Below are 25,102 nucleotides of genomic sequence, written 5' to 3'. Positions count from 1 at the left end.
AATATTTGACAAATAATAACAAATTAACTAATAGGTAAGTATTGTAATTAAAATCTAAATTGTTTATTTTTCTTACTTCTAAGCGGGGAGAACATGCGGAGCTTATAAGGGAGGAACAGCTATGTCTAAAAAATCTTTACTCTCCTGTACAGCTATCGCAGCAATTATGCTTTTTGGCAAAAATCTCAACGTACATGCTGAATCTCTTGAAGTTGATAAAGGAGAAGTAAAAAACGTATCAAACAAGACTTATGAATATATTCAAACAACAAATGGTGGAAAAGTCATCGGTAAAAACTTAACACTGACCGGAGGTCATCCAATAAACAACGATTTGGATGCTGTAGTCCTTAGAACCCAATCTTCAATTGAGTTATGGGATACAACCATTAAAAGTGCAAACGATACTCAGCTGCATAGTGGTGTTGGAATATGGCATGGTAGTACATTTAAGATGATAGGAGGTGTTATTGCAGCCGATTATGGCGTTATATCAGACACTGATGACAGTGGCACAACGATATTGGAAAACGTGAAATTATCAAGCGGTAAAGACAACACTTCGATGAGCAAAGGAATCTCCGCTAGAAAAGGCATAATTACTTTAAAAAATGTAACCGTTAATGAAGCAGATTTATCCGTAGCTGCATCTTCTGATGCACATGTGATAATATCTGTCAGTTCCTTTGGCGGTGAGGTACAAGCTAAACAATGCAGTACCATTACTTTAAACGATAATGTCACAGTAACATCTAAAAATGATGGACTCCATGCAGATGGTGAACAATCTAAAATCACAATGACTGGAGGAACTGTAAAGGGGAAAAAAAGTGCTCTGTTGACAGAAAATGGCGGATATATTGATGTCGCCGATATCACTCTCACCGCATATAACAAAGGAACAGGCGCAAAATCCACTGGTCCTAACAGCATGATTGATTTGCATAATAATGCAACCATTAAAGAGACTGTCATTGGACTTGAAGCAAAAGACAATGGTGTCATTCAAATGACAGGAGGATCTATTGAAATCACAGAAGGCGAAGCAGTAGGTGCATTATTCCTTGACACCGCAAGCAAAAAAAACACGCTGAAAGATGTGAAAATATCAAGTGGAAAAGATGGCTTTCTTATGGAGAAAGGAATAAGTGCTGACAAAGGAAGCATGGTTTCTTTAAATAATGTAACCGTCACAAAAGCAAAACGCAGCATCTATGCAGATAACAAATCTCAAGTAATGGTTTCTAGTGGATCTTTTGAGGCAAAAGAAGATGCAATCAATGCTCAAAGCGGTAGTACCATTACTTTGGACAATGAGGCTAAAATCACATCATCTGAGGGTGATGGCCTCCATGCAATTGGTGAGCAATCAAAAATTTTTATGACAGGGGGAACTGTTACCGGTAGCAATAGTGTATTATATACAAAAGCTGGTGGATATATTAATGTTAAAGACGTTGCTCTCACAGCAAATGGAAAAGGAACAAAATTCGGCGCATTTGCAAGAGGTTCCAGTACCATTGAATTGAATGGAAACACAACAATTAAAAATGCTACGATCGGTGTTAAAGCCCAAAGTGATAATGCGACAATCAAGATGACAGGAGGATCTATTGAAATCACAGAAGGCGAAGCAGTAGGTGCATTATTCCTTGACACCGCAAGCAAAAAAAACACGCTGAAAGATGTGAAAATATCAAGTGGAAAAGATGGCTTTCTTATGGAGAAAGGAATAAGTGCTGACAAAGGAAGCATGGTTTCTTTAAATAATGTAACCGTCACAAAAGCAAAACGCAGCATCTATGCAGATAACAAATCTCAAGTAATGGTTTCTAGTGGATCTTTTGAGGCAAAAGAAGATGCAATCAATGCTCAAAGCGGTAGTACCATTACTTTGGACAATGAGGCTAAAATCACATCATCTGAGGGTGATGGCCTCCATGCAATTGGTGAGCAATCAAAAATTTTTATGACAGGGGGAACTGTTACCGGTAGCAATAGTGTATTATATACAAAAGCTGGTGGATATATTAATGTTAAAGACGTTGCTCTCACAGCAAATGGAAAAGGAACAAAATTCGGCGCATTTGCAAGAGGTTCCAGCACCATTGAATTGAATGGAAACACAACAATTAAAAATGCTAAGATCGGTGTTAAAGCCCAAAGTGATAATGCGACAATCAAGATGACAGGAGGATCTATTGAGGTCACAGGAGGCGAAGCAGTAGGTGCATTATTCCTTGAAACCACAAGCAAAGAAAACACGCTGAAAGATGTGAAAATATCAAGCGGTAAAGATGGCTTTCTTATGGAGAAAGGAATAAGTGCTGACAAAGGAAGCATGGTTTCTTTAAATAATGTAACCGTTAAGAATGCAGAAAAAGCTCTCTTGGCTAATGATAATTCCCAAATAACAGTAATGGGCGGAGGTTCCTTTGGTGGAGAAGTACAAACTCTGCAAGGTAGCACAATTACTTTAAATGATAATGTCACAGTAACATCTAAAAATTACGGACTCCATGTAGATGGTGAAGAAGCCAAAATCACAATGACGGGAGGGAGTGTAAGTGCAAAAGGAGCAGCATTTGTCGTAAAAGATGGCGGACATATTGATGTCACAGATATTTCTGCAAAAGCACAGCGCAATGGGATACGCTTTGATAACTCAAAAAACGATCAAACTTTAGAAATAAACCTGACCAATACAAACCTTCTCATCGAAGATGGAACGGGTATTGTTGCCAACAATTCATCAAATGGTAAACTCAACCTCAAAGATTCAGAAATCAGAGCCGATAGGTTATTCGTAGGGATAATCCATGATACACCAAAACCTAATCAAATCTTTTCACTCTCCGCAGACCGTTCTGTCTTACAAGGTGGTGTAAGAAATGACGAAAATGGACAAACAAGCTTTGATCTCAAAAACAATACAACATGGTTTGTGAACACCAGCACAAAAGAAAAAGATGATGCGGGCAAGTTACTTGATATCACTCAAAGATCACGTTCTGATGTTTCTGCACTCAACCTCAATGACAGCAAAATTGTTTTTGAAAAGCCAGTAGAAAACCATTATCACACATTACATATCGGTTCTGGTAAAAAAGATACTCCAGAGATCTATAACGCTTCTGGAAACGCAGAAATCCACTTTAACATGGCATGGAACGATGGGGTTGCTGTAGATGATCAAAAAACCGATCGCGTTCTCATTCATGGCGATGCATCAGGTACAACAACAGTTTATATCAAGAGTGATGTAGGGGATAAAAACAGTGTAGAAAATGCTGCGGCCCCCTCGAATACAGGCGGTATTTCCCTTATCCAAGTCTCTGGAAAAGCGATGGAAGACTCCTTCAAATTAGCCAATGGTTATATCACAAGAGATGGTTTGCCTTATAAATACACACTAACTGCTTATGGACCAGAATCACGCCATGGCACAGCCAATATTGAGCAAAACCTCTTTGATGAAAAAAATGAAAACTTCTGGGATTTTCGCTTGCATAAAGCATTTCTTGACTCCGGTGGCGGTAGCGGTTCCGGTGGCTCTGTCCCTGGTCCACATGTGGAAGCTGTCGTACCGCAAGTGGCAAGCTATATCGTGATGCCTAACGCTCTCTTCTACGCTGGTTTTACCGACATTACTAAGCAAAGCAAATTGTTAGCTGATATCCGTACAACACAAAATTATTCTTTCTTCTTTTCACCCTATGGTAGCAATGCTACCTTAACCTCTGAGCGTGGTCCCTTCAAATATGGCTATGGCGCTGATATTCGCTATGCTGCCGTACAAGCAGGTGGTGCATTAGCTGCAATGGAAAGCCAAAATATCACCATGCATTTTGGACTTATGGGAACCTATGGGAAACTCTCTTTCACACCTAAGGATATGGAGGGTGCAGACAAAAGCACACTCAATAAATGGGCGGTTACAGCTTATGGCAGTATACAACACAACAATGGCTTATATGTCGATGTCCTAACTTCCTATGGCATGATCGATGGAAATATCACTACGGCTGATATCAAGAATGCCGCAAACTTGAAGGGTGCCAAAACCTTGAGCGCTTTGGTTACCATTGGAAAAGAATTTGCTACAGGAATGGCAGGGATAGAGTTTGAGCCACAAGCACAAATTGTTTATCAACAATTGTCGTTTGACACCATGAAAGATGCTGATAATCTAGAAATTGATATGAAAAATCCTTCCCAATGGTTGGTTCGGATTGGCGGACGTTTAACTAAAACTGTTTCTGCCGAAAGTGATTATCCCTTTTCTTTTTATGGAAAAGTGAACTTTCTTAAAACCTTTAGTGATGATGGGAAAATACAGATTGGTAAGGAATTTGACCTTGATCCTGCCGGAACTGCCATTGAAGGCGGTTTGGGCATCAATGCACAACTCTCCCACAATATCGTACTTCATGGTGATGTTAGTTACCAACAAAAGCTACAAAAAACGGGTATAACAGGAGCGAGCTTTTCTGGTGGAATACGTTATCAGTTCTAAGAAAATGCTGTAAAGTGAGCGTTATTTTCCCATTTGCTTGCATAAAAAGGCTGGACAACTCCATACTGTGTGGCCTTTTTGATTTGCACAAACCTCCGTGGAATACCGGTTATTCTTTTCTTTATAACATACCTACAACACTTCTTGCTGAAAGCAATCCTTTGGATAAAGATTTTGTGACCAAAGGGCTTGCCTATCTGCCAGTTCCTCCTTCTGGCAACACGACTGCAAGAATAGAAGGAGAAATACTTATTAGCGCTACCCTTCAATCTCTCCAAGATAAATTAAGAGCGCTAAAAGCACAAGCGGACCGCGTCGAGCGCAGCGGTGCAACACAACATGCGCAATTAGATAGGTTGGAAGATGATCGTCAATTAAGCCAAGGAAAATTAAAAGCTGCAAAAAGCCTGATGGAAACAAAAGTCATTAGCCAAGCCGTTTATTTAGAGCGTTTACATGATTTTAAAAATGTCGAGCATGAAATTTTAACCAATCAAAGACGTTTGGAAGAAAATGCCGCCGAAATAAACACCCTCCGCCAACAAAGGAAAAGTCTCATTTCCGATGAAATCGCCCGCTATCGGCAACTTTCGCGTGAAACAGAACTGAATCTTCAAGGATTAAAAGCAAAGCTTGATAGCACTCAATACCATCTTGACCACTTATCACTTTATGCACCTGTTGATGGACGTATCGATGATTTAAGTATTCATACTTTGGACGGCTTTGTAGAAGCTGGTAAAACCCTCATGCGTATTGTCCCTGGTGCGGGTGGTCTCATTATTGAAGCATTTTTTGATAATCGAGATATTGGTTTTTTAGAAAAGGGCCAACACGCTTACATCAAGTTTTCTGCCTTTCCGCCTGAACGTTTCGGTGTCATCCACGGTACATTCGTTAATGTAGGCGCTACAGCGCGCTATAATAAAGAAATTAATGGTGTCTACGCTGTTTTAATCAAAATTGACCAAGATCACATCACTTTGAATAACAAACAACTTAAATTTATCCCTGGCATGACTGTGACAACGGATGTCATTACCTCAAAACGGCGTCTCATTTCTTATTTCTTTGAACCTATCACCAAAGTTTTAGAACAATCTCTAAAGGAAAGATAATGTCTGTAAATGAAAATTCATCACCATCATTCATAGACCCTCTTACGGCTTTGGGTGCCATGGTTGTTTTAATGCTCACATCTCCCTTATACCGCCGCTGGCGAATCTGGGATATCGAACGAAATTTAGGACCAGCTTTACAGACTGGGCAATACAAGCTCTATAAAAATGAACGCGGAGAATTTTGTGCCTTTATCACTTGGGCTTTTTTAGATGAGAAAAATCATCAATCTATGCTTGATAAGGGAGAATTTTTACCTGATGCCAATTGGCAGAATGGAAAATACGTATGGTTTATTGATTGTGTAGCACCCTATGGCCATACTGCTCATATTGTACGCGATATGCAACGAAATATATTTCCTGATCAGCGTTATTGTTATGCTGTACGACGTAATGAAGATGGTGGAATACGAAAAATTGCACGCTGGTGTTGCTATAGAGCGCAAAATCCAGCCAAATAGTTTTTCTAAAGCAAGTGCGCATAAATCATTTACCCCTCGTCTTATAGAAAAGAATCTTTTAAAAGAGCTCTTTAAGCGATAGCTATAGCAAGAGAACCTTACCATATTTAGAGCTAACCCGCTACAAATAGGTGTTTTTCAGCTTACCAGACTTTCTATGAATAGCAATAGATAGTTAAGGGGATTGATCCACTCTCAAGCCGAACTTTTATTAACATTTTACCGGAACTGGCTGGGGTACCTGGATTCGAACCAGGGAATGCCGGTACCAAAAACCGGTGCCTTACCGCTTGGCTATACCCCAAAAAAACACGCTTTATAGCGACTCCTGCACCTTATAGCGATTCCTGTGATTGAACGCAATATTTGAAAATCAAAGACCTTACTTTTTTATCATAAAATTTCTGAGTCTTGTATGGCATTGCCATCGATACAAATTCGTAGCAGAAACTGATATACAGTTGTGATTTTAACATAAGTAGGAACCATTTATCCATCAATTATTTTGCTCTTTGTATTGATTTTCTAGGAACAGAAAATGAAAATCTTGTAGTTTACTCATGTATCTAATAAATTTGCATATGATTTACTTTTCTTGATATATTAAAATCCCATCTTGCTCAATTAAAAAAAACTGTCTCCACATTGGCAACCGGTAAGTGTATGATAGTGCTGCTGTGCTCTTGCATTAAGCATAAAGATGGTAATGTCCACTAATTTTTACATTATATTATTCATGGGTAGCACCATAAAATAAAATCAAGCACATTGAAAAATATTTCCTAAAAAATAACACTTATTATTCTGATGAAAACATTATGATACACCCATAAACTGGAAGAGTTTTGCAAAAATTAAAAACATTTTATATGGTATTTGAAAAAATAGAGATACAAAAACAAGGAATAATAGCTATTTTCATTTACTTTTTATTCAAAAGATAATGATATTTATTACCCACTCATAGATGTAAAAAATCTTCAGAAGCAATCTTTATGTAGACCAATACCCTTTTTGATTGATGAATATACATTTCCTAAAAGCTTCTTTTACAAAAAGAGAGACATTAAAACTATTTCATACAAACTAGGTATTCAACATTTGCTTTTAAATGCGGTAAATGGCAAATTAGACTTATGAAATAAGCTTAACAATTAGAATCGAGGAGATTTTTAAATGGCTTTTGAATTGCCCCCGTTGCCTTATGATTACGATGCCCTTTCGCCTTATATGTCACGCGAAACGCTTGAATATCATCATGATAAGCATCACCTCGCTTATCTTACCAACACCAATAATTTTGTGAAAGAGTTAGGCTTAGAAAATGAAAGCCTTGAAGATATTGTTAAAAAAAGTTTTGGAAAAAATATTGGTTTGTTTAATAATGCAGCGCAGTATTACAATCATAACCACTTTTGGCTTTGGATGAAAAAAAATGGTGGTGGCCAAAAACTTCCTGAAAAGTTAGCAAAAGCTATTGACGCTGATCTAGGTGGTTACGACAAATTCCGCGCTGATTTTATTGCTGCTGCTAGTGCCCAATTTGGTTCTGGATGGGCGTGGGTTGCTGTTAAAGATGGCAAGCTTGAAATTATGAAAACGCCTAATGGCGAAAATCCCTTAATTCACAATGCTCACCCTATTTTGGGTGTCGATGTGTGGGAACATTCCTATTACATTGATTATCGCAATACTCGACCGAAGTACCTCGAAGCCTTTGTAGACCATTTAATTAATTGGGACTATGTTTTGAAACTTTATGAAGAATGTGAATTTTAAACTGTCTCAATAATTTTTTAGTGTATGAAAGTCCCTATAATCCAATAAATTATCGGAGACTTTCATACCAAAATATTATGGATTAGCAAAAGTCTTTTCCTGCTATCTTTAGAATATATGCATAGATATAGGCAACTTCTTCTAGCTTTGAAAAACGTCCAGCTGCACCAGCGTGCCCTGAATCCATATTAATACGTAATAAAATTGCATTATCGTCTGTTTTTAGGTCTCGTAATTTTGCCACCCATTTTGCAGGCTCCCAGTAAGTTACACGAGGATCTGTTAATCCTGCCATCACAAGTATAGGGGGATAGTTTTGAGCTTTGACATTATCGTAAGGGGAATAGGAAGCAATAAGCTTATAATCTTCTTCTGATTCAAGAGGATTCCCCCATTCGGCCCATTCTGGAGGAGTGAGTGGCAATGAAGCATCTAACATTGTCGCTAAGACATCAACAAAAGGCACATTTGCTACGATCCCAGCAAAATCCTGTGGAGCTATATTGGCAATGGCTCCCATCAACATCCCCCCTGCTGAACCACCATGAGCAATCAGCCGGTCGTGAGAAGTGAATTTATTGTTTACAAGGTAACGCCCACAAGCAATAAAATCTGTAAATGTATTGTGCTTAAAGAGATGTTTTCCTTTCTCATACCATTCTACTCCCTTTTCTTTTCCTCCGCGAATATGAGCAATAGCGTAAATAAAACCTCTGTTTACTAGAGAAAGTACATTACTATTGAAACTGGCAGGTATAGAGATCCCATAAGCACCATAACCGTAAAGCAGACAAGGCGCACCACCATCAAGGGGAGTATTTTTGTGATAAAAAAGTGAAATAGGAATCTTCTCACCATCGTCTGCTATTGCTGTAATACGTCGTGTTACATATGCATCTTTATTATGCCCAGAGGGAATTATTTGCGTTTTTAAAAGCATTCGTTTACAATTTTTCATCTCATAATCAAACACTTGATCAGGTGTTGTCATAGACGAATAGGAAAAACGAATAGTTGGACTGTTATATTCTGCAACTCCTTGCAGACCTAAAGAATAAGCCTCTTCAGTAAAAGCAATGGAATTAACTTGTTTAGTGGTACGTTCCATTACTTTTATACGTGGAAGCCCCTCAAAACGTTCGATCCAGACAAGAAAATCTTGATAAGCATCATGGGATAATATTAGGCACCCAAGCTGATGTGGGATAAACTCAGACCAATTTTCTGATTGTGGAGATGTATATGGCGCTACCATAATTTTGAAATCTTTTGCATTATCTAAATTGGTTAGAATATAAAAGACATCACCACCTTCTGTAAGTGAATATTCAATACCTTTTTGTCGTTTCCGTACACATTGGGGAGTAGTAAAAGGCGCCTCAGCAGGAATCAACCAGATCTCTGATGTTTCATGATCATGAATATTAATATAAATAACATCATTAAGCTTAGAACCGCTTACATCTAAGAAAAAACCTGGATTGTCTTCACGAAAAATAAGCTTATCTTGTGATTGATCTGTGTTTAATTGGTGATAATAGAGCTCTGAAGGTCGGTGGTTTTTATCCATCTTAGTATAGAAAAAACCTTCAGACCTAGCATCCCATACAATTTGACCAGATGTATCAGTAATTATGTCCGTACAGTCAGATAATGTCTCAAAATTACGAATTTTAGCTGTATAGAACTCTGATCCTTTGTCATCATAGGTCCATACCACATGTGTATGGTCAGGAGATTCTTGAACTGAACCAAATTTGAAATATTCTTTGCCTTCTGCTAGGACATCACCATTAAGGTACACGTTTTTTTCTCCGCCATTCCTTGGTGTCCGAAAATAATGTGGTTGTTGGCCTCCGGTAACATAAGAGAATCCGTAAGCAAAAGCACCATGTTTTATAGGAACAGAACTATCATTCTCTTGGATCCTGTTTTTCATTTCGGTAAAAAGCAAATCTCGTAATGGTTTTGTATCAGCCATTTGAGCTGATTGATAAGCATTTTCTTTTTCAAGATAATGTCGAATATTGGGATCAAGACAGTTAGGATCTTTAAAAACATCTTGCCAGTTAGACGCACGTAGCCAATGATAGGGATCATCACGAAAAATACCATGATATATTTCCTTATGAGTGATTCTAGATGCTTTGGGAGGAATTGCAAAAGTGCGAGTCATACACAATCCTATATTAAAATATGTTAATAGCTTCGTTTATATGTTAGAATCACAATGATTGATGCAAGTGTAAAAATCTATAAGTTCTATTCACTTGCAAAAATAGCACCATGATAATTTTTAAAACTAATACCTTTCTGTTCATTACATATCACAGCTATTGTTTTCTAGGGATATAACACCACTTTTATAATGAAAGTGACTGGTAAAACAATTAAACTATTAGAAAAAGAATTGATTTTTTTTGAAACAGTATAATCGCATAATTTTACAGAAAGGAATAAATATATCTAAAATATTATTATTACTGTATAAAAAATAAAAATGTCCTATCTCCTTTTAATGAATAGTTTTATATTACAAATAATACTATTATGTCATATTTATAATATATCATGTTTTTTATTATTAAATTTTATAAATATAAATAATAAAAACAAATTTAAAACTTATTAAACATAAACTTACTAAACTATAAGTATTCAAAACAAAATATAATAATTTATATATTATATTTTTATAATTAGTAATTTTATTTTTACGTTCTCAAAAAAAATAAATAAATTTTATCATATATTTTTTTATATTTGTGATGTATTATATATTATGTATGATATGTTATAGGGTAAAAATATATTTTAGCATGTAATAATTTCGTTTTTCTTATTGTATATTATGACAAAAAATAGGTATTTATTTGATTTTTTTGTGTTTTGGCAATTTTATAGAATAATTGAATTGACAAAAAAGATTTTTGTACAATATGAAACTCATGTGCATGAGATCTTTATATCATGAGTATATGCACTATATCTCGATTTTGAATTACTCAATTTTAAATTAAAGGAAACAAGAATGGAACATCGTGCAGTCTTAGAGACTGAAAGCAATTTAGTTATTACATTGGTTGCTGATATTGTTGCTGCCTACGTGAGTAATAATTCTATTCGACCGACTGAAGTGCCAAGTTTAATTGCTGATGTCCATGCTGCTTTTCGTAAAGCAGGGAATCTAGAGTTAACAGAAGTCGAAGTTGAAAAACAAAGGCCTGCCGTTAATCCGAAGCGTTCAGTATTTCCTGATTATCTCATTTGCCTTGAAGATGGAAAGAAGTTTAAATCTCTAAAGCGTCATCTCATGACACATTATGGAATGTTGCCAGAGGAATATCGTGAAAAATGGCAGTTAGATAGTTCTTACCCTATGGTGGCGCCTAATTATGCAAAAACACGATCGGCTTTGGCCAAAGAAATGGGGCTTGGACGCAAAAGCAAACGGAAAAAAACTAAATAATCTTATTTTGCGAAAAAATGGTTTCGTGCATAAAGTTGATTTTAGTATACATGTTTTGTGTGAAGCTTTTGTATATATAGCAATTTCTACCAAGGGGATTACATATAGCTTTCGTTACGAATCCGTTTAATCATTGATTTCAAACCATTTGATCGTTGTGGTGTAAGATTTTCATTTAAACCAAGTTTTTCAAAGAGCTCTTGAGCATCAGAATTGCGAATTTCAGAAGCTTTTTTGCCTGAATAAAAAGCAAGAAGTATGTAAATGAGTCCACGCACAATATGAGCATCGGAATCACCTTGAAACGTCAATATTGGATCTTTTGAGTTATTACGTGAAGATAGAAGCCACACTTGGCTAACACAACCAGGAACTTTGTGAGCATCGTTTCGAGCGCTTTCTGGAAAAGGTGGCAATTCATAGCCAAGCTCGATGACATAACGATAACGATCTTCCCAATTATCCAAAAGCGAAAAGTTCTCTATAATATTACCGATTGTTTCCGCCATTATTTTAGTCCTGTTTCGTTTGAATAATCATTCTTGAATACACTTATAAAAAATAAATATTTATTCTTCCTAACATAAATAACACGAAGAACGTTAAAAATCCTTATTTCAAGATAACATTGCATGGTTTTGTAAGAACTCTTGTATTTCGATTTTGTAAGAAACATTAGGGGAAGTCTCTGATATCATTTTTGTTTCCTAATATGTTCCCTAAATATTCATAAGCAGCTCTTGCACCGTAATATGCGCGCTCACCAAGTGAACTTAAAAAGGATTTTCCTACTTTGCAGGTTTTTATATTACGGTCACAAAATGCGCCTAAGTCATTTAAGGCTTCCTTAAAAGCAACAATCACATCGCTCGTTGTTGTCTCATTATTTTGGGGGCTAGAAGAATGGTTACTGCTTGGATCTGCTACAAAAAATGAAATAATGACAAAAATAAAAAATAAAAAAAATGATAATTTGATTAAAAAACGTATCATGGACAATCAATGTACCGCAGTGGTAAATACAATAAAAGAAGCATTTTATACACTGTTGCTTTATAAACAATTTATAAAATGTGCTTTTTATAAAATTGAGTATTCATGTATTGGATCTATATCATTGGCTTTTTTATAAATATGGCACAATTCCGCTGTATAAAATGGGATACATTGTCTATTCAGTAAAAAATTAACATCAAAATTATACACTTACAAGCTGGTCATGTTAATGAACATACTATGATAAAAAATGAGAGAAATAATCGTGTTGTGTACATAATTATTTTAAATAATAGTCCACCATCTTAGCTTAGTTGAAAAAGCTAAAAAGAGTAAACTCTGTTATTCTGACTCTAGTGTCGATAAAATATTTATATTATCTATAAAATTTTTACTGGAATGTTATGAAAATAGTCAACCTGTCAATAAAAACATCAAAAAATAACTGCATCTCTTATGATTACATCTCAAGCCAGTTTTTTCTATAACATTGTAAACATCAATTTAATTAATACTTATGAAAATTATTTAATAGAAGGAATTTATACCAAAATATAATAATATTAAGAGATAATTATTATTACCAAACCGTTTATGGATAAGTAACCATCTATATGTAAATTATAAAGAATAGATAATGATTGTCATCTTTTTAGCGTTATAGGCAAATATTTTCAATTTTATTTTAAATAATAGGCAAACATATGCCCCAAAATGAAGAATAACGTGGCATTATTGTTTAGATAATTATATGTGATAATGCAGTTTGCAAACACCAAAATGATCTTGAATGCTAATCATTTGGTGCTCTCTTTATACACATTAAAGATTTGTATAAAATAAAATGAATAAACGTTGATAAGAACTCTTGTTGATTTATCAACTTATAAATTGATATAATGAAGCCGCTCATTTTAGGAGTTTGAAAGGAAAAATCAATAATGTCAATGCACTTCTCTCTGGCTGGAAGTAAAAACTGATTCATATTCGTTTCCTAATTTATATTTGTTTCTTTGTAAAAAATAAACGCAACTGAAAATAAAAGTAATGGCAACAAAACGAAAGACCTACCGAAAAAAAACTGTAAAACACCGTAAATACTATAGTAGTATTGTTATAACACTTCTTCTTATAATTTTTCATTTTATTTTTTGGAGTGCAAAAACTCTTTATTTCTATACACGAAAAAATACTTTATTTTTTGTTGGATCTTTTCTTTTTAGCATTAGTTTTTTATTTATTTCATTTAATGCTTTATTTTCGCAAATGACAACGCATCAAAATATTTTAACTCAAATGAAATTTTCCTCTGTTCAAAGTATAGGTAAGAGCTCTACTTTATCGGAAAAAGAAGAAAAATCACAAGAACTCTCCCGTGTAACTTCTGTACATTCTCAAAGCCATAAGCACACAAATTCACCTTTACCCTCTCAATCAGCAAGCATGCTGGAAAAGCAAAAAGAACTAGCAAAATTAGGACTTTATGATGGACCATTAGATGGACTGGAAGGACCTAAAACACGCCGAGCCATCACTTTATGGAAACAGCAAACTGCTCAGAGAATGCAAAAGAATGTTCTATCTAATCCCGCAGCAGATGAAATCGCGATATTAATTAAGCAAAGCGAAATAGAAACAAACAATACAAAAAATATGACACACTTAAAAGAAGCTATTTTAGAGCCTTCTGTTGAAGATATTATACAAGTGCAAAAAGCTTTACATATTTTTGGGAATGAGGAGGTTATTGTCACAGGAATAGAAGATCAAAAGACGATAGAAGCCTTAAAACAGTTTCAAAAAATATTTGATCTTCCTGTAACAGGTAAAATTAATCACACAATTTTAATGAAAATGCGTGAAATTGGTTTATTAAATTGAATCTAATCATAATAATCTCTTAATTTATAATGATAATTCATCTTTCATTTGTTTAATGCTCCCCTCAAACATTCCTTCATCTCAAGCCCTCTTATTTTCAATCAATCAGAATGGTTTTCTTACACATTACATATTGAGCCGTATAATTTGCTTCAAAAAAACCACAACCGATTGCAGAAAAAAGAATATTGCAAAATAGCAAACGCGCTTGTTCTAGCATTTTTATTGCCTCTGATGATAAAAGGACACGAAATTTTTGTAGTATCACGTAAACCTTTCATATTATCGAACCACGAATTGTCCATATATTATCGTCAATTTGATCTTTATAAATATGATGCAAAGAATTTGTGCAAACACCTGTAAGGATAAGTAGACGTAAAGCTAATTGTGTTATGGTTGTTGTTTTGCAAAGTGTCTGATAAAAAACCGGCACTTCTCTCTAATCTATTGCTGGAAAGTTATGTGTTTTATGACATTGTCTTCTTAAGAGAGCGTGTGCGTTTAGTATTGTCTATAAATCAACATCCAAACTTACCGCAGCAGTATGTTTGAAAAAAATGTTAAGACAGTTTAGTACTTCTCTCAGCTGTTATAGCTTTTATATGCCAAATGGAGGCAAGAATATTGCGCATCTCTGTTTGTATAATCTCTTAAAACAGGAAAACAGCCTAATTTGGGAAGAATATGAAATTTTAAGGTAAACACCATTTTTCATCTTTGCCATTTCCTTTTAATTCAGCTTTACGCCTTTCAAAGACATCTAAAGCAATATCTTTAAAATAACGGAAATTACCTATTGCCTCATGCTCTTACTTTATCACATGTCTTTTTGGTCTCACTCCCCCTCACCTAAAACAAAATGTCCCAAACGGAATATACTTGGATTGCCATTCACGGGCTTTCTTAAAAAACATCTCTAAAGCACCTAAAACCACTTCGCAACAACGCCCATGAATAATAATAGTAGTCCCACTGCACGCGCCGCGCATCATCTTTACGCTTGTGAAGAAGCAAGCCGGCACCATTACACACTGTACCTACCTTCAATTTGTGATAGCTCTCACTTGAGACGTTTCATAAGAGGCATATCCTTGCTTTATTTTTTTACCTACAGACGCTCATCCCGCCTGTAACATACAAAAAACATGGTTTTGATTGATTCATTATAAAAGAAGTCGAAATAAGAAGATCTTATGATATTTACAGCTTTCATTCAATATGAGAAATAAAAAATTATCTTTATAAATCTATAGATTGTGTAACTTTGATATTCCTTTATAAATGTAAAGATGGGAGTGCATAATGGAGTTTATAAATTTTGGGAAGATTTTTATAAACTTACGGGGAGTTTTACATAATCCCCATTCCACGAATATCAATGTGAAATGGGGCATCACTGAGAAATGTCTATCTCAAACAGCATGATGCGCAAAAAAAATGCATTTGTTTGCAGCATTCTACTTTGCGTGAGGAGCTCATTCCCCTATAAAAAAGCAAACGCGTAAATTGACTGCACAATAACACGTTTCTCTCTATCAAGAGGTTCGCCAATAAAAAGTGCATTAATAATACATCTTTGTCTATCCTGTGCTTTATATTTTCTCTCATAAACCTCTAAAAAAACACTTTCTCGCGTAACACAACTTATCGTGCATTTTAGAAGCATTTTTATTTCCTTTATTAAAGAAAATAAAAGAATATATAAAAATTTATTTCAGTAATAACGATACAACAAAAAATATTAACCCATTACATCCTTTTTGCTATTGCGGCCTGAGCTGCTGCTAAACGAGCAATTGGCACTCGAAAAGGAGAACACGAAACATAATCCAGGTTATTTTCTTCGCATAAAGCAATAGAGGCAGGATCGCCTCCATGTTCACCGCAAATTCCCAATTTTATTTTTGCACGCTTTGAGCGTCCACGCTGTGCAGCAATGGTAATAAGTTCCCCTACTCCATCACGGTCAATAGACACAAAAGGATCTTGCTCTAAAAGACCTTTTTGAAAATAGGTTGCCAAAAAAGGAGCTGCATCATCACGGGAAATCCCAAAAGTAGTTTGTGTCAAATCGTTTGTTCCAAATGAAAAAAATTCAGCAGTTTCAGCAATTTCATCTGCTCGAAGCGCCGCTCTTGGAAGTTCAATCATCGTCCCAACCATATATTGAATAGTGCTTCCCTTTTCTTTCATCACTTCCTCAGCAACCTGATCAATACGCGCTTTCACAAAATCGAGTTCAGATTTAAGCGCAACCAGTGGCACCATAATTTCAAGCATAACAGGAGATCCAGATTTTTGGGCAGCTTCTGCTGCTGCTTCAAAAATCGCCCGCGCTTGCATTTCTGCAATTTCAGGATAAGTAATAGCTAAACGGCATCCTCGTAATCCAAGCATAGGATTAAATTCGTGCAACTGCTGAGTGCGTTCAGCAAGCACTTCAGCAGAAACACCCATAGCTGTTGCAACATCAAGAATTTCTGCTTTCGTTTTAGGCAAAAATTCATGTAATGGTGGATCTAGCAAGCGGATAGTAACAGGTAAACCACACATAATTTCAAATAATTCACTAAAATCTGAACGCTGCATTGGCAAAAGCTTATCTAGTGCTTTACGACGACCACTTTCATCATGACTTAAAATCATTTCACGCATGGCAACGATACGTTCATCAGAAAAAAACATATGCTCCGTACGGCAAAGACCTATACCTTCAGCCCCAAAAGAGCGCCCCATACGGGCATCAGATGGTGTATCAGCATTAGCGCGAACTCTTATACGTCGCATCCCATCAGCCCATTCCATTAATTTTGCAAAGTCTCCGCAAAGCTGAGGCTGCAACATTGCAACTTTCCCTTTGAAAATTTCTCCACTTCCACCATCAATTGTGATAACATCACCTTTTTTTAGGCTTTCTCCTGAGGCAAACAATGTATTTGTGTTATAATCAATCCGCACACTGCCAGCACCAGAAATACATGGTTTTCCCATCCCCCGCGCAACAACAGCAGCGTGACTTGTCATACCGCCACGCGTTGTTAAAATTCCTTCTGCAGCATGCATACCATGAATATCTTCTGGACTTGTTTCTACCCGGACCAAAATAACTTTGCGACCTTCCGCCGACACAGTTTCTGCCTCTTCTGAAGTAAAAACAATTTCACCAGTTGCGGCTCCAGGAGAAGCAGGTAAACCACGTCCTATAACAAAACGTTCTGCTTTAGGATCAAGTGTTGGATGCAAAAGTTGGTCCAGCGACTTTGCATCAATACGCATCACAGCCTCTTCACGGTTTATTAACCCCTCCTCAACCATTTCAATTGCCGTCTTGAGAGCCGCACGAGCCGTGCGTTTTCCTGAACGAGTCTGAAGCATCCATAATTTACCTTTTTCAATGGTAAATTCGAGATCTTGCATATCCCGATAATGCTGCTCAAGCTTCTGCGCAATCTGACATAATTTCAAAAAAGCCTCAGGCATAATTTTTTCTAACGACGGTCTATTTGAACCAGCAACAATACGCGCACTTTCTGTAATATTTTGAGGCGTTCGAATGCCCGCCACAACATCTTCCCCTTGCGCATTAACTAAAAATTCACCATAAAGTTCTTTTTTCCCTGTCGATGGATTGCGTGTAAAAGCAACACCTGTTGCCGAATCTTCTCCCATGTTACCAAAAACCATAGCTTGCACATTAACTGCCGTTCCCCAACTTTCAGGAATGCTATGTAAACGGCGATAAGTAACTGCGCGTGCCGTCATCCAACTTGAAAAAACGGCTCCAATTGCCCCCCATAACTGTTGTTCAGGATCTTGTGGAAAAGGGGTTCCTAATTTTTCTTCAACATAGGCTTTATAAGAAATAATAACATTCTTCCAATCATCTGCTGTCATTTCTGTATCAATAGTGTAACCATTGCATGCCTTTGCTTCATCAAGAATCTCTTCAAAATACGAATGGTCTAGCCCCAAAACAACGTTAGAATACATTTGGATAAAACGCCGATAACTATCATAAGCAAAACGTTCATTATTGGCTTGTAAAGCAATGGCTTTTACAGTCTCATCATTCATGCCAAGGTTAAGCACTGTATCCATCATCCCTGGCATAGAAGCCCTAGCCCCTGAACGAACAGACAGCAAAAGTGGTCTTTGTTCATTCCCAAATTCACGTCCTGTTTGTTCAGCAACGTATCTTAGTGCTTGCTTAACAGATTCCTGTAGCTCTTCTGGATATGATTTGTCATGGGCATAATAAAAATTACAAACTTCTGTTGTCAGCGTAAATCCGGGTGGTACGGGCAAACCAAGATTACTCATTTCTGCCAAATTAGCCCCTTTACCTCCGAGAAGGTTACGCTCACTTGCACTTCCTTCTGCCTTTCCATCTCCAAAACTATAAACCCATTTTTTCACTGTACAAATCCTCCCATATCAGCTTCAAAACATCATTCAACCCAGGCTCACTTAAAAGCAATGATTTGATTCAAAATTGGCTCAACGATATCGCTTCATAAATGCATAATATTAATCCTTCCAAAAGAGATAATGACCAAAAGTATCACTATCCATCTTCTGGAAGATTAAGATTCAGTTTTTTAGAAAACTATCAATCACCGAAAAAAATTCTTCTACTTTCATGGCACCTTCATATTTACTACCATTAATAAAGAAAGTAGGTGTTGCTGTGACACCAAGCTCTTTACCGCGTTCAAAAGATGCATTTACTTCATCTAAAATGGACTGATTTTTCAAACACGCAGTAAAACTTTCATCTGTAAAACCAGCCATTAAGCCAATTTTCTTCAATGGTGTTAGAGCATTTTTTCCGAAAGCCCATTCATTTTGTTTTTGAAATAAAACTTCTATCAAAGGAAAATAGCGATCTTCCGGTGCACACCGTGCCAACATAAAACCTGCTGTTGCCCGAGGATCAAAAGCATATTCTCGGAAAATAAGTTTTACTTTTCCTGTTTTGATATATTTTTTACGAATTTGGGGAAGTATATCATTATAAAAATGCGCACAATGGGTACATGTCAACGAAGCATACTCAACAATGACGACTGGTGCATCCGCCTCTCCCTCAAAGCGATCCTTTACTTTACCCGATTGGAGAAGCTCTGCCATATCAACAGTTGCCACTGATTTGGGATCACGCGCTAAAGCAACTGTTACACTGTTTTGTACAATCGTTATGAAGAGAAAAATTATCCCGAAAGATAAAAAAGAACGATATTTTACCATAAATAATACTTTTCTGTTGTTATTTAACGAATAGGAATCCAATGCTTTCTCATATATTAAAGAAAAATATATAAAATATCTTTCTATTTATTATTTTTTTCCAAAAAAATGCAACAGCCAAGTTGATAAAGTGCTTGGTGCAAACTTTTATCTTCAATTCCTTCAAGCATTTTTTCCACGCATTTTTTGTCTTGTTCACTCAAAGGCGGTTTTAGAGGCAAGTGATTCATAAAAACCGACATACTCCTTTGCTCAATCTTGATGCGATCAATAGCAATATAGCCAAAAAATCCGTTAATTCTATGAAGTAATTCCTCTGTTTCATGCATCAATTTTAACGCAGCAAATCCTTCACATGCGACAACAAGTGTTGCTGGCTGAAAAACTTCATCTTGATCTGCACGACGTTTCCAAATAATTTTAAGCGGCATTGTATGTTCACTGATATCATAGCCCGCAATCTGTGGCCAATGTTCTATAAGCGCTACATTAAGCCCTGTCCGTTTGCGTAAAACTGGATCAAGTATTTTGTATACCGCCTCAGAAAGAGAATAAAAGATACGTTTTTTAAGTTGTTTTCTCATTTTTAGATCATTGTTCAACCGCTTACTAAATTAAAATCATTTGTTTCATCTAAAAATTGTTGCCTCCTCAATTTATGAAATATCAACAAAATAAAAAGCCTTTTCTCACCAGAGCCTTGACAATAAAAGAGCAAAAAACATGAATTACAAAATAAATAATTTTTTCTTTTGCATTTTATATCTCCCTATGCTTGAAAGCAATCATGTATGAAATTTCTTCGCACCTCCTTGCTTGGTACGATCAAAATCACAGACATCTTCCATGGCGGATTACCCCCGAAAAGCAAAAACAAGGTATCCGTCCTGATCCTTATCAAGTTTGGCTTTCTGAAATCATGCTTCAACAAACAACCGTTGAAACAGTTAAGCCTTATTTTAAAAAGTTTCTAAAACTATGGCCTGATCTTTCCTCTTTAGCAAAAGCCTCCCAAGATGATATCATGAAAGCATGGGCTGGACTTGGTTATTATTCACGCGCACGTAATCTTAAAAAATGTGCGCGACAGCTTGTTGAAAACTACGCGGGACAATTTCCACAATCTGTAAAAGAATTGCGAACTCTAGCCGGTATTGGAGATTATACTGCCGCAGCCATTGCTGCGATTGCTTTTAACCACCCTGTAGCAGTGGTTGATGGTAATGTCGAACGTGTGGTAGCGCGACTTTTTGCTATCACTTCAATATTGCAAAAAGCAAAAGTTGAAATTAAAGAAAAAACACAAAAAATTACTGCTTTAAATCGTCCTGGTGACTTTGCTCAAGCAATGATGGATTTGGGAGCAACAATTTGTACTCCACGCAAACCATCTTGTTATACCTGCCCTCTTCAATGTTTATGCAAAGCAGAAAAGATGCAACAACCGGAGTCTTTTCCAGTTAAAGCCCCTAAAAAAGAACGCCCTTCAAAAACAGGTATTGCTTTTGTGGTCCTTAATAAAAAGAAACAAATTTATTTGGAAAAACGACAGACGCAAAAGCTCCTTGGTGGAATGACCCAAATTCCTAACAATATTGGCATAAACAACGAAAATGGGCTACAAAACGCACCCTTTACTGCCAATTGGCAATTCAAAGGACAAATTACGCATGTTTTTACTCACTTTTCTCTAAAACTTGATGTTTACTATACCGAAGATGTTCATGAAATGAATTGTGAAAATGGTTGGTGGTGTAACATTCAACATCTTGCCGAAGAAGCATTACCTACTGTTATGAAAAAAGCCATTTCCGTAGCACTTCCCAATTCTTTTAGATTTAAATAACCTTCCCTATTCATAAAAATGTTTTCTAATGGAGACTTTTGTATCTCTAGCGATCATTTATTAATCTGTAAAAGAAAAATTTTAAAAAATGAAATAACCAATTTTTTCTACAGACAAAAATTAAGGAGCGATAGAAACGCTTAGAAGCTTTAGATTTAAATTTCAGGATCTATCCTTTTTTCGCTTATGACGGAGCAAGTTAGCACCATCGTTATATTTACCAGCCCCCTCAACATCCCTTGGTACGTGAAACGGATTATAAGAGGTACTTTTAGTTCTTTCGTTAACAATTTTTATTCACACGCCAACCCCGTTTATGACATGCAAGAAAGTAATTTTCATCGATTCAATATGGAACAAATTTGAAATAAGAAAACTTGACGATATTCCGAGGGCAATTCGATATGAGTTGCGCTAAATTATCTTTATAATCAATATATTATATGCACTTTACAGATGTACGTATTCAAAAAAGCACTTAATTTTGAACTTCTGAATGAACCTTTTAATTCTGATATTTCATTTTTATAAGCTTATATTGAAATTTTACTGTTTTGGAACTAAAATGAGAACATAGAGTGAAAATTTCTCATTTTAATTTCTTCTAAAAGAAGCATAAAATACTCGCTTGTCGCTTACAAGCGAGATTTAGTGTGTCAATAAAAAACATCTAAGAAAGGCTAAAACACCCTCACGTCCATCTCAATCAAGATCAGGTATATTGGTGGTCAATAGAATGAAGCAATCAGCTTAGTTCATAAAACACCCGTTTTTAACATTTGTGAACGTATGATCATTCTTAAATGATCTATGGACTTCAACCGTCCATTTTCCTCATAATACCAAAAGGTCCAACCATTACAACTCTGCGAATCTTGAGCCTTTCTTCCCATTGCGTGAATTGAGCCCGCTTCACCACCATGCATAATCGTACCATCAGCTCTTACAATAGCAGATACTTGCTTCTTACGATCATACAGAACTTCTCCAGGATAGAGTAAACCTGCTTCAAGCAAACTGTTGAATGCTACGCGCGGTTCTGCTTTTTTTCTATCCAAAATCGCTAGTTCTGGTTGCGCTAAAGGTTGAACCGCCGCAATTCTCTCACATGCTGCATCGATGTAATCTTGCTCGCGTTCAATCCCAACAAAATCACGCCCTAAAAGCTTGGCAACAGCACCTGTTGTTCCCGAACCAAAAAACGGATCGAGAATAACATCACCAGGTTTACTAGAAGCCATAATAATACGCGCTAATAACGCTTGCGGTTTTTGTGTTGGATGTAATTTACGCCCCGAATCATCCTTTAAACGTTCAGCTCCAGTGCAGAGAGGGAAAAGCCAATCTGAACGCATTTGTAGATCTTCATTTGCCGCTTTTAAGGCATCATAATTAAATGTGTACTTTTTATCTTTTTGATCTCGCACGGCCCAAATAAGCGTCTCATGAGCATTTTGAAAACGGCGCCCTCGAAAATTAGGCATCGGATTATTCTTGCGCCAAATAATATCATTAAGCATCCAAAAACCTAAATCTTGTAATGCCGTCCCAACCCGAAAAATATTATGGTAAGATCCGATAACCCAAAGTGTTCCGTTGGGTTTTAATACACGACGACAAGCAAGCAACCATGCACGAGTAAAAGCATCATAAGCAGCAAAACTCTCAAACTGATCCCATGCATCATCAACCGCATCAACAAGCGAATGATCTGGACGGTATAAAGCTCCATCCAATTGCAAATTATAGGGTGGATCCGCAAAAATCATATCAACAGAATGTTTTGGAAGTTTTTCTAAAACGGAAACACAATCTCCTTTAAAAATTTTATTGCGCCATGGCATTTGTGAGGGAGTACGAAGGAAATCTTTTTGAAGCTGAATAACTGTCATGAAAAACCCAACAAAATTAACTGAATTTGCCCTATAATCAACCAAAATAGTTTATAGGCCCGCATTACCAATCTATATTTACAAAATAGCGTAAACGTATCGTTAAAGTTCTACAAAATTGATGATTGTTTTTGTTTTTTTAGTAAAAAAAAACTTTCATATGAATGAAACCTTAATTTTCTTTTTTTCAATGTACTGTTCCCATATCTTTTATTTCGTAAAAGAATTAAGAATCATTTTCAAAGCGTATTTTTATGAAATAAGATCTTCTCAATATCGTTTTCATGAAAGTTGTCCATCTCGTAACATGTAAAGGAATATCTTATGCCTCAGATAGATCTTATTATTTTTGATTGTGACGGAGTTCTCGTCGACTCTGAATATCTTGCAGCAAAAATTGGATCTCAATTGCTCAAACAAACAGGATATGAAATATCACCCGAAGAATTGAGTGAGCGTTTTGCAGGGCTTATCTTTCGCGATATTCTTAAACACGTTGAACAGGAAACAGAAAAACCTATTTCTGCTCATCTCATAGATCAAATGACTAATATTTTTCGTACACAAATAAAAACTAAATTACGGGCTATTGATGATGTAAGAGAAGCTGTAGAAATTATCCAAACACGCTATCCCTACTGTATCTGCTCTAATGCAAAAAGCGTAGATATAAAAGAGATGCTCATCACGGTTGATCTCTATGACCTTTTTGAAGGTAAAATATTTTCAGCACCTGAAGTTGGAACAAAAAGAACGAAACCGGCCCCTGATGTTTTCCTTTTTGCCGCACAACAATTACAGGCAGAGCCCCAAAACACTATCGTTATAGAAGATTCACTTCATGGTGTACACGCAGCCATAGCAGCAGGCATGCGTGTCATCGGCTTTACGGGAGGATCACATAGCTATCTTGGCCACTCTAATGCACTTGCAGAAGCTGGTGCAGAAACAGTTATTGCAAAACATGCTCATTTAGGAGAAGTCTTAGAAGCAATGGCAGTATGGCGAGATCTATTATAAAAAATTTCTTGAATATATCAATTTGTAAACTCTTGTAAGAAGCATTTTTATTCAAATGTCCTGCTCTTCTCGCTGCTCCTTTTATAATGACTTCAATAAATGCGTAATTCACGACACGGGTAAATTGCATCTCAATGTGAAGGAAAAATATAGCACCTCATTGAGATCATAAGTCTGTTAACCATTGCACGTACTTAAAAAAAAAGCAAAAAACAGGGGTGCAAACTCATAAAAATTAAACCCTGCTTATCTATCTCAAATCCAATATCCCACTCCCAACCACAGCAGCTCATCCTGATAAATTATTATATTTGTCAAAAAAGAAATATTAAAATTCGCGGAATCTATGGAACACAAGAGTTTATTGAAAATGACAAATGCGTCCTTTTTGAGTTACAAAGGCTTATATTTACTCAATCCATCATAAACTTGTTGAAGGCTTATTTACTTTGCTGCTTAAATAGTATTTTAACAGCATCAATTGGTACAACCTCCCTAAGATTACAAAAAACAAAAAGAATACACTCTTATGAAGATGTGCATTTTATAAAAAACATTTCATACCAAGTAATTTACAGACAATATATTGATTTATAATCATAATTTATCATTATTCAAATTAAGCAAAAAAACCGAATATTGTAAGATTCTCTCATTTCAAATCTGGATATGTTGAATTAAATAAATAAAGAAATAAAAATGCCTTTTAATGAATCATCTCAAAAGGCAAAAATTGTAGCAACATTAGGAGCGAGAAAAGTGTATGGCAATGCCATCTTTCTTCTTTATAAACGTCAAAAATTCTGATGCCCTAAGAATTTTATATTATGGGGGCTTTATCATCATATCTATCATTGCAAAATAGGCTTGA

General features: G+C 36.0%; 14 protein-coding genes, 1 tRNA gene and 1 pseudogene. 8 read left to right on the top strand and 8 right to left on the bottom strand.

Going from position 1 to position 25,102, the window contains the following annotated elements; all coding sequences use genetic code 11:
- Nucleotides 1–121 precede the first annotated feature (121 nt).
- From ACFIMA_RS01425 to ACFIMA_RS01415, 3 genes are all read left to right on the top strand, one after another.
- Nucleotides 122–4,516 (top strand): autotransporter outer membrane beta-barrel domain-containing protein, encoded by a 4,395-nt coding sequence (locus ACFIMA_RS01425; protein ID WP_375693727.1) that lies wholly within the window; start codon nucleotides 122–124, stop codon nucleotides 4,514–4,516.
- Between the two features lie 83 nt (nucleotides 4,517–4,599).
- Nucleotides 4,600–5,634, top strand: a complete 1,035-nt coding sequence (locus tag ACFIMA_RS01420) for an HlyD family type I secretion periplasmic adaptor subunit (protein WP_375693019.1) — start codon at nucleotides 4,600–4,602, stop codon at nucleotides 5,632–5,634.
- On the top strand, nucleotides 5,634–6,098 hold the full coding sequence (locus ACFIMA_RS01415; protein ID WP_375645519.1) for a toxin-activating lysine-acyltransferase: 465 nt from the start codon (nucleotides 5,634–5,636) through the stop codon (nucleotides 6,096–6,098). The genes ACFIMA_RS01420 and ACFIMA_RS01415 overlap by 1 nt, the downstream gene beginning before the upstream one ends.
- A gap of 229 nt (nucleotides 6,099–6,327) precedes the next feature.
- On the opposite strand, the gene ACFIMA_RS01410 is transcribed toward ACFIMA_RS01415, so the two are convergent.
- Nucleotides 6,328–6,402: transfer RNA gene (locus ACFIMA_RS01410), tRNA-Gln, on the bottom strand.
- 872 nt (nucleotides 6,403–7,274) lie between these two features.
- Here ACFIMA_RS01410 and ACFIMA_RS01405 point away from each other — a divergent pair.
- On the top strand, nucleotides 7,275–7,877 hold the full coding sequence (locus tag ACFIMA_RS01405) for a superoxide dismutase (protein WP_375628283.1): 603 nt from the start codon (nucleotides 7,275–7,277) through the stop codon (nucleotides 7,875–7,877).
- Between the two features lie 82 nt (nucleotides 7,878–7,959).
- On the opposite strand, the gene ACFIMA_RS01400 is transcribed toward ACFIMA_RS01405, so the two are convergent.
- Nucleotides 7,960–10,053 carry a S9 family peptidase gene (locus ACFIMA_RS01400; RefSeq protein ID WP_375693018.1) on the bottom strand — a complete coding sequence of 698 codons (2,094 nt, stop codon included), beginning with the start codon at nucleotides 10,051–10,053 and terminating at the stop codon, nucleotides 7,960–7,962.
- 855 nt (nucleotides 10,054–10,908) lie between these two features.
- Between ACFIMA_RS01400 and ACFIMA_RS01395 the strand changes: the two genes are divergently transcribed.
- Entirely contained in the window at nucleotides 10,909–11,346 is a 438-nt protein-coding gene (locus ACFIMA_RS01395) for a MucR family transcriptional regulator (RefSeq protein ID WP_012754848.1), read from the top strand.
- 98 nt (nucleotides 11,347–11,444) lie between these two features.
- On the opposite strand, the gene ACFIMA_RS01390 is transcribed toward ACFIMA_RS01395, so the two are convergent.
- Entirely contained in the window at nucleotides 11,445–11,855 is a 411-nt protein-coding gene (locus ACFIMA_RS01390; RefSeq protein WP_375611146.1) for a SufE family protein, read from the bottom strand.
- Nucleotides 11,856–11,963: 108 nt separating this feature from the next.
- A pseudogene (locus ACFIMA_RS01385) lies at nucleotides 11,964–12,339 on the bottom strand (DUF5330 domain-containing protein).
- 1,050 nt (nucleotides 12,340–13,389) lie between these two features.
- Here ACFIMA_RS01385 and ACFIMA_RS01380 point away from each other — a divergent pair.
- Nucleotides 13,390–14,223, top strand: coding sequence for a peptidoglycan-binding domain-containing protein (locus ACFIMA_RS01380; RefSeq protein ID WP_375613011.1), 834 nt, complete (start codon nucleotides 13,390–13,392; stop codon nucleotides 14,221–14,223).
- A gap of 1,752 nt (nucleotides 14,224–15,975) precedes the next feature.
- Here the strand turns inward: ACFIMA_RS01380 and ppdK are convergent.
- From ppdK to ACFIMA_RS01365, 3 genes are all read right to left on the bottom strand, one after another.
- On the bottom strand, nucleotides 15,976–18,642 hold the full coding sequence (ppdK, locus tag ACFIMA_RS01375; protein ID WP_375693017.1) for a pyruvate, phosphate dikinase: 2,667 nt from the start codon (nucleotides 18,640–18,642) through the stop codon (nucleotides 15,976–15,978).
- Nucleotides 18,643–18,816: 174 nt separating this feature from the next.
- Nucleotides 18,817–19,473 carry a DsbA family protein gene (locus tag ACFIMA_RS01370; protein ID WP_375611143.1) on the bottom strand — a complete coding sequence of 219 codons (657 nt, stop codon included), beginning with the start codon at nucleotides 19,471–19,473 and terminating at the stop codon, nucleotides 18,817–18,819.
- A gap of 83 nt (nucleotides 19,474–19,556) precedes the next feature.
- A complete protein-coding gene (locus ACFIMA_RS01365; RefSeq protein ID WP_375638055.1) occupies nucleotides 19,557–20,057 on the bottom strand; it encodes a DUF721 domain-containing protein in 501 nt (166 codons plus the stop codon).
- 203 nt (nucleotides 20,058–20,260) lie between these two features.
- Between ACFIMA_RS01365 and mutY the strand changes: the two genes are divergently transcribed.
- Entirely contained in the window at nucleotides 20,261–21,319 is a 1,059-nt protein-coding gene (gene mutY / locus ACFIMA_RS01360; RefSeq protein ID WP_375620664.1) for an A/G-specific adenine glycosylase, read from the top strand.
- Between the two features lie 755 nt (nucleotides 21,320–22,074).
- Here the strand turns inward: mutY and ACFIMA_RS01355 are convergent.
- On the bottom strand, nucleotides 22,075–23,163 hold the full coding sequence (locus ACFIMA_RS01355) for a site-specific DNA-methyltransferase (protein ID WP_375613050.1): 1,089 nt from the start codon (nucleotides 23,161–23,163) through the stop codon (nucleotides 22,075–22,077).
- Nucleotides 23,164–23,535: 372 nt separating this feature from the next.
- Here ACFIMA_RS01355 and ACFIMA_RS01350 point away from each other — a divergent pair, with 372 nt between their 5' ends.
- Complete coding sequence (locus ACFIMA_RS01350) at nucleotides 23,536–24,231, top strand: HAD family hydrolase (protein WP_375613014.1); 696 nt, start codon at nucleotides 23,536–23,538, stop codon at nucleotides 24,229–24,231.
- The last annotated feature ends 871 nt before the right edge of the window (nucleotides 24,232–25,102 follow it).

It is taken from the genome of Bartonella sp. AP88HLJMH (assembly GCF_042195605.1).
In the GTDB taxonomy this organism is placed as follows: domain Bacteria; phylum Pseudomonadota; class Alphaproteobacteria; order Rhizobiales; family Rhizobiaceae; genus Bartonella.
Note: the sequence above shows the minus strand (reverse complement) of the source record. Positions and strands in the feature narration are given on the sequence as shown.

What these genes read in the sequence shown, in the direction of transcription:
- ACFIMA_RS01425 (WP_375693727.1), top strand. Translation starts at nt 122, where the DNA reads ATGTCTAAAAAATCTTTACTCTCCTGTACAGCTATCGCAGCAATTATG.
- ACFIMA_RS01415 (WP_375645519.1), top strand. Translation starts at nt 5,634, where the DNA reads ATGTCTGTAAATGAAAATTCATCACCATCATTCATAGACCCTCTTACG.
- ACFIMA_RS01405 (WP_375628283.1), top strand. Translation starts at nt 7,275, where the DNA reads ATGGCTTTTGAATTGCCCCCGTTGCCTTATGATTACGATGCCCTTTCG.
- ACFIMA_RS01400 (WP_375693018.1), bottom strand. Translation starts at nt 10,053, where the DNA reads ATGACTCGCACTTTTGCAATTCCTCCCAAAGCATCTAGAATCACTCAT.
- ACFIMA_RS01395 (WP_012754848.1), top strand. Translation starts at nt 10,909, where the DNA reads ATGGAACATCGTGCAGTCTTAGAGACTGAAAGCAATTTAGTTATTACA.
- ACFIMA_RS01390 (WP_375611146.1), bottom strand. Translation starts at nt 11,855, where the DNA reads ATGGCGGAAACAATCGGTAATATTATAGAGAACTTTTCGCTTTTGGAT.
- ACFIMA_RS01380 (WP_375613011.1), top strand. Translation starts at nt 13,390, where the DNA reads ATGGCAACAAAACGAAAGACCTACCGAAAAAAAACTGTAAAACACCGT.
- ACFIMA_RS01370 (WP_375611143.1), bottom strand. Translation starts at nt 19,473, where the DNA reads ATGGTAAAATATCGTTCTTTTTTATCTTTCGGGATAATTTTTCTCTTC.
- ACFIMA_RS01365 (WP_375638055.1), bottom strand. Translation starts at nt 20,057, where the DNA reads ATGAGAAAACAACTTAAAAAACGTATCTTTTATTCTCTTTCTGAGGCG.
- mutY (WP_375620664.1), top strand. Translation starts at nt 20,261, where the DNA reads ATGTATGAAATTTCTTCGCACCTCCTTGCTTGGTACGATCAAAATCAC.
- ACFIMA_RS01355 (WP_375613050.1), bottom strand. Translation starts at nt 23,163, where the DNA reads ATGCCATGGCGCAATAAAATTTTTAAAGGAGATTGTGTTTCCGTTTTA.
- ACFIMA_RS01350 (WP_375613014.1), top strand. Translation starts at nt 23,536, where the DNA reads ATGCCTCAGATAGATCTTATTATTTTTGATTGTGACGGAGTTCTCGTC.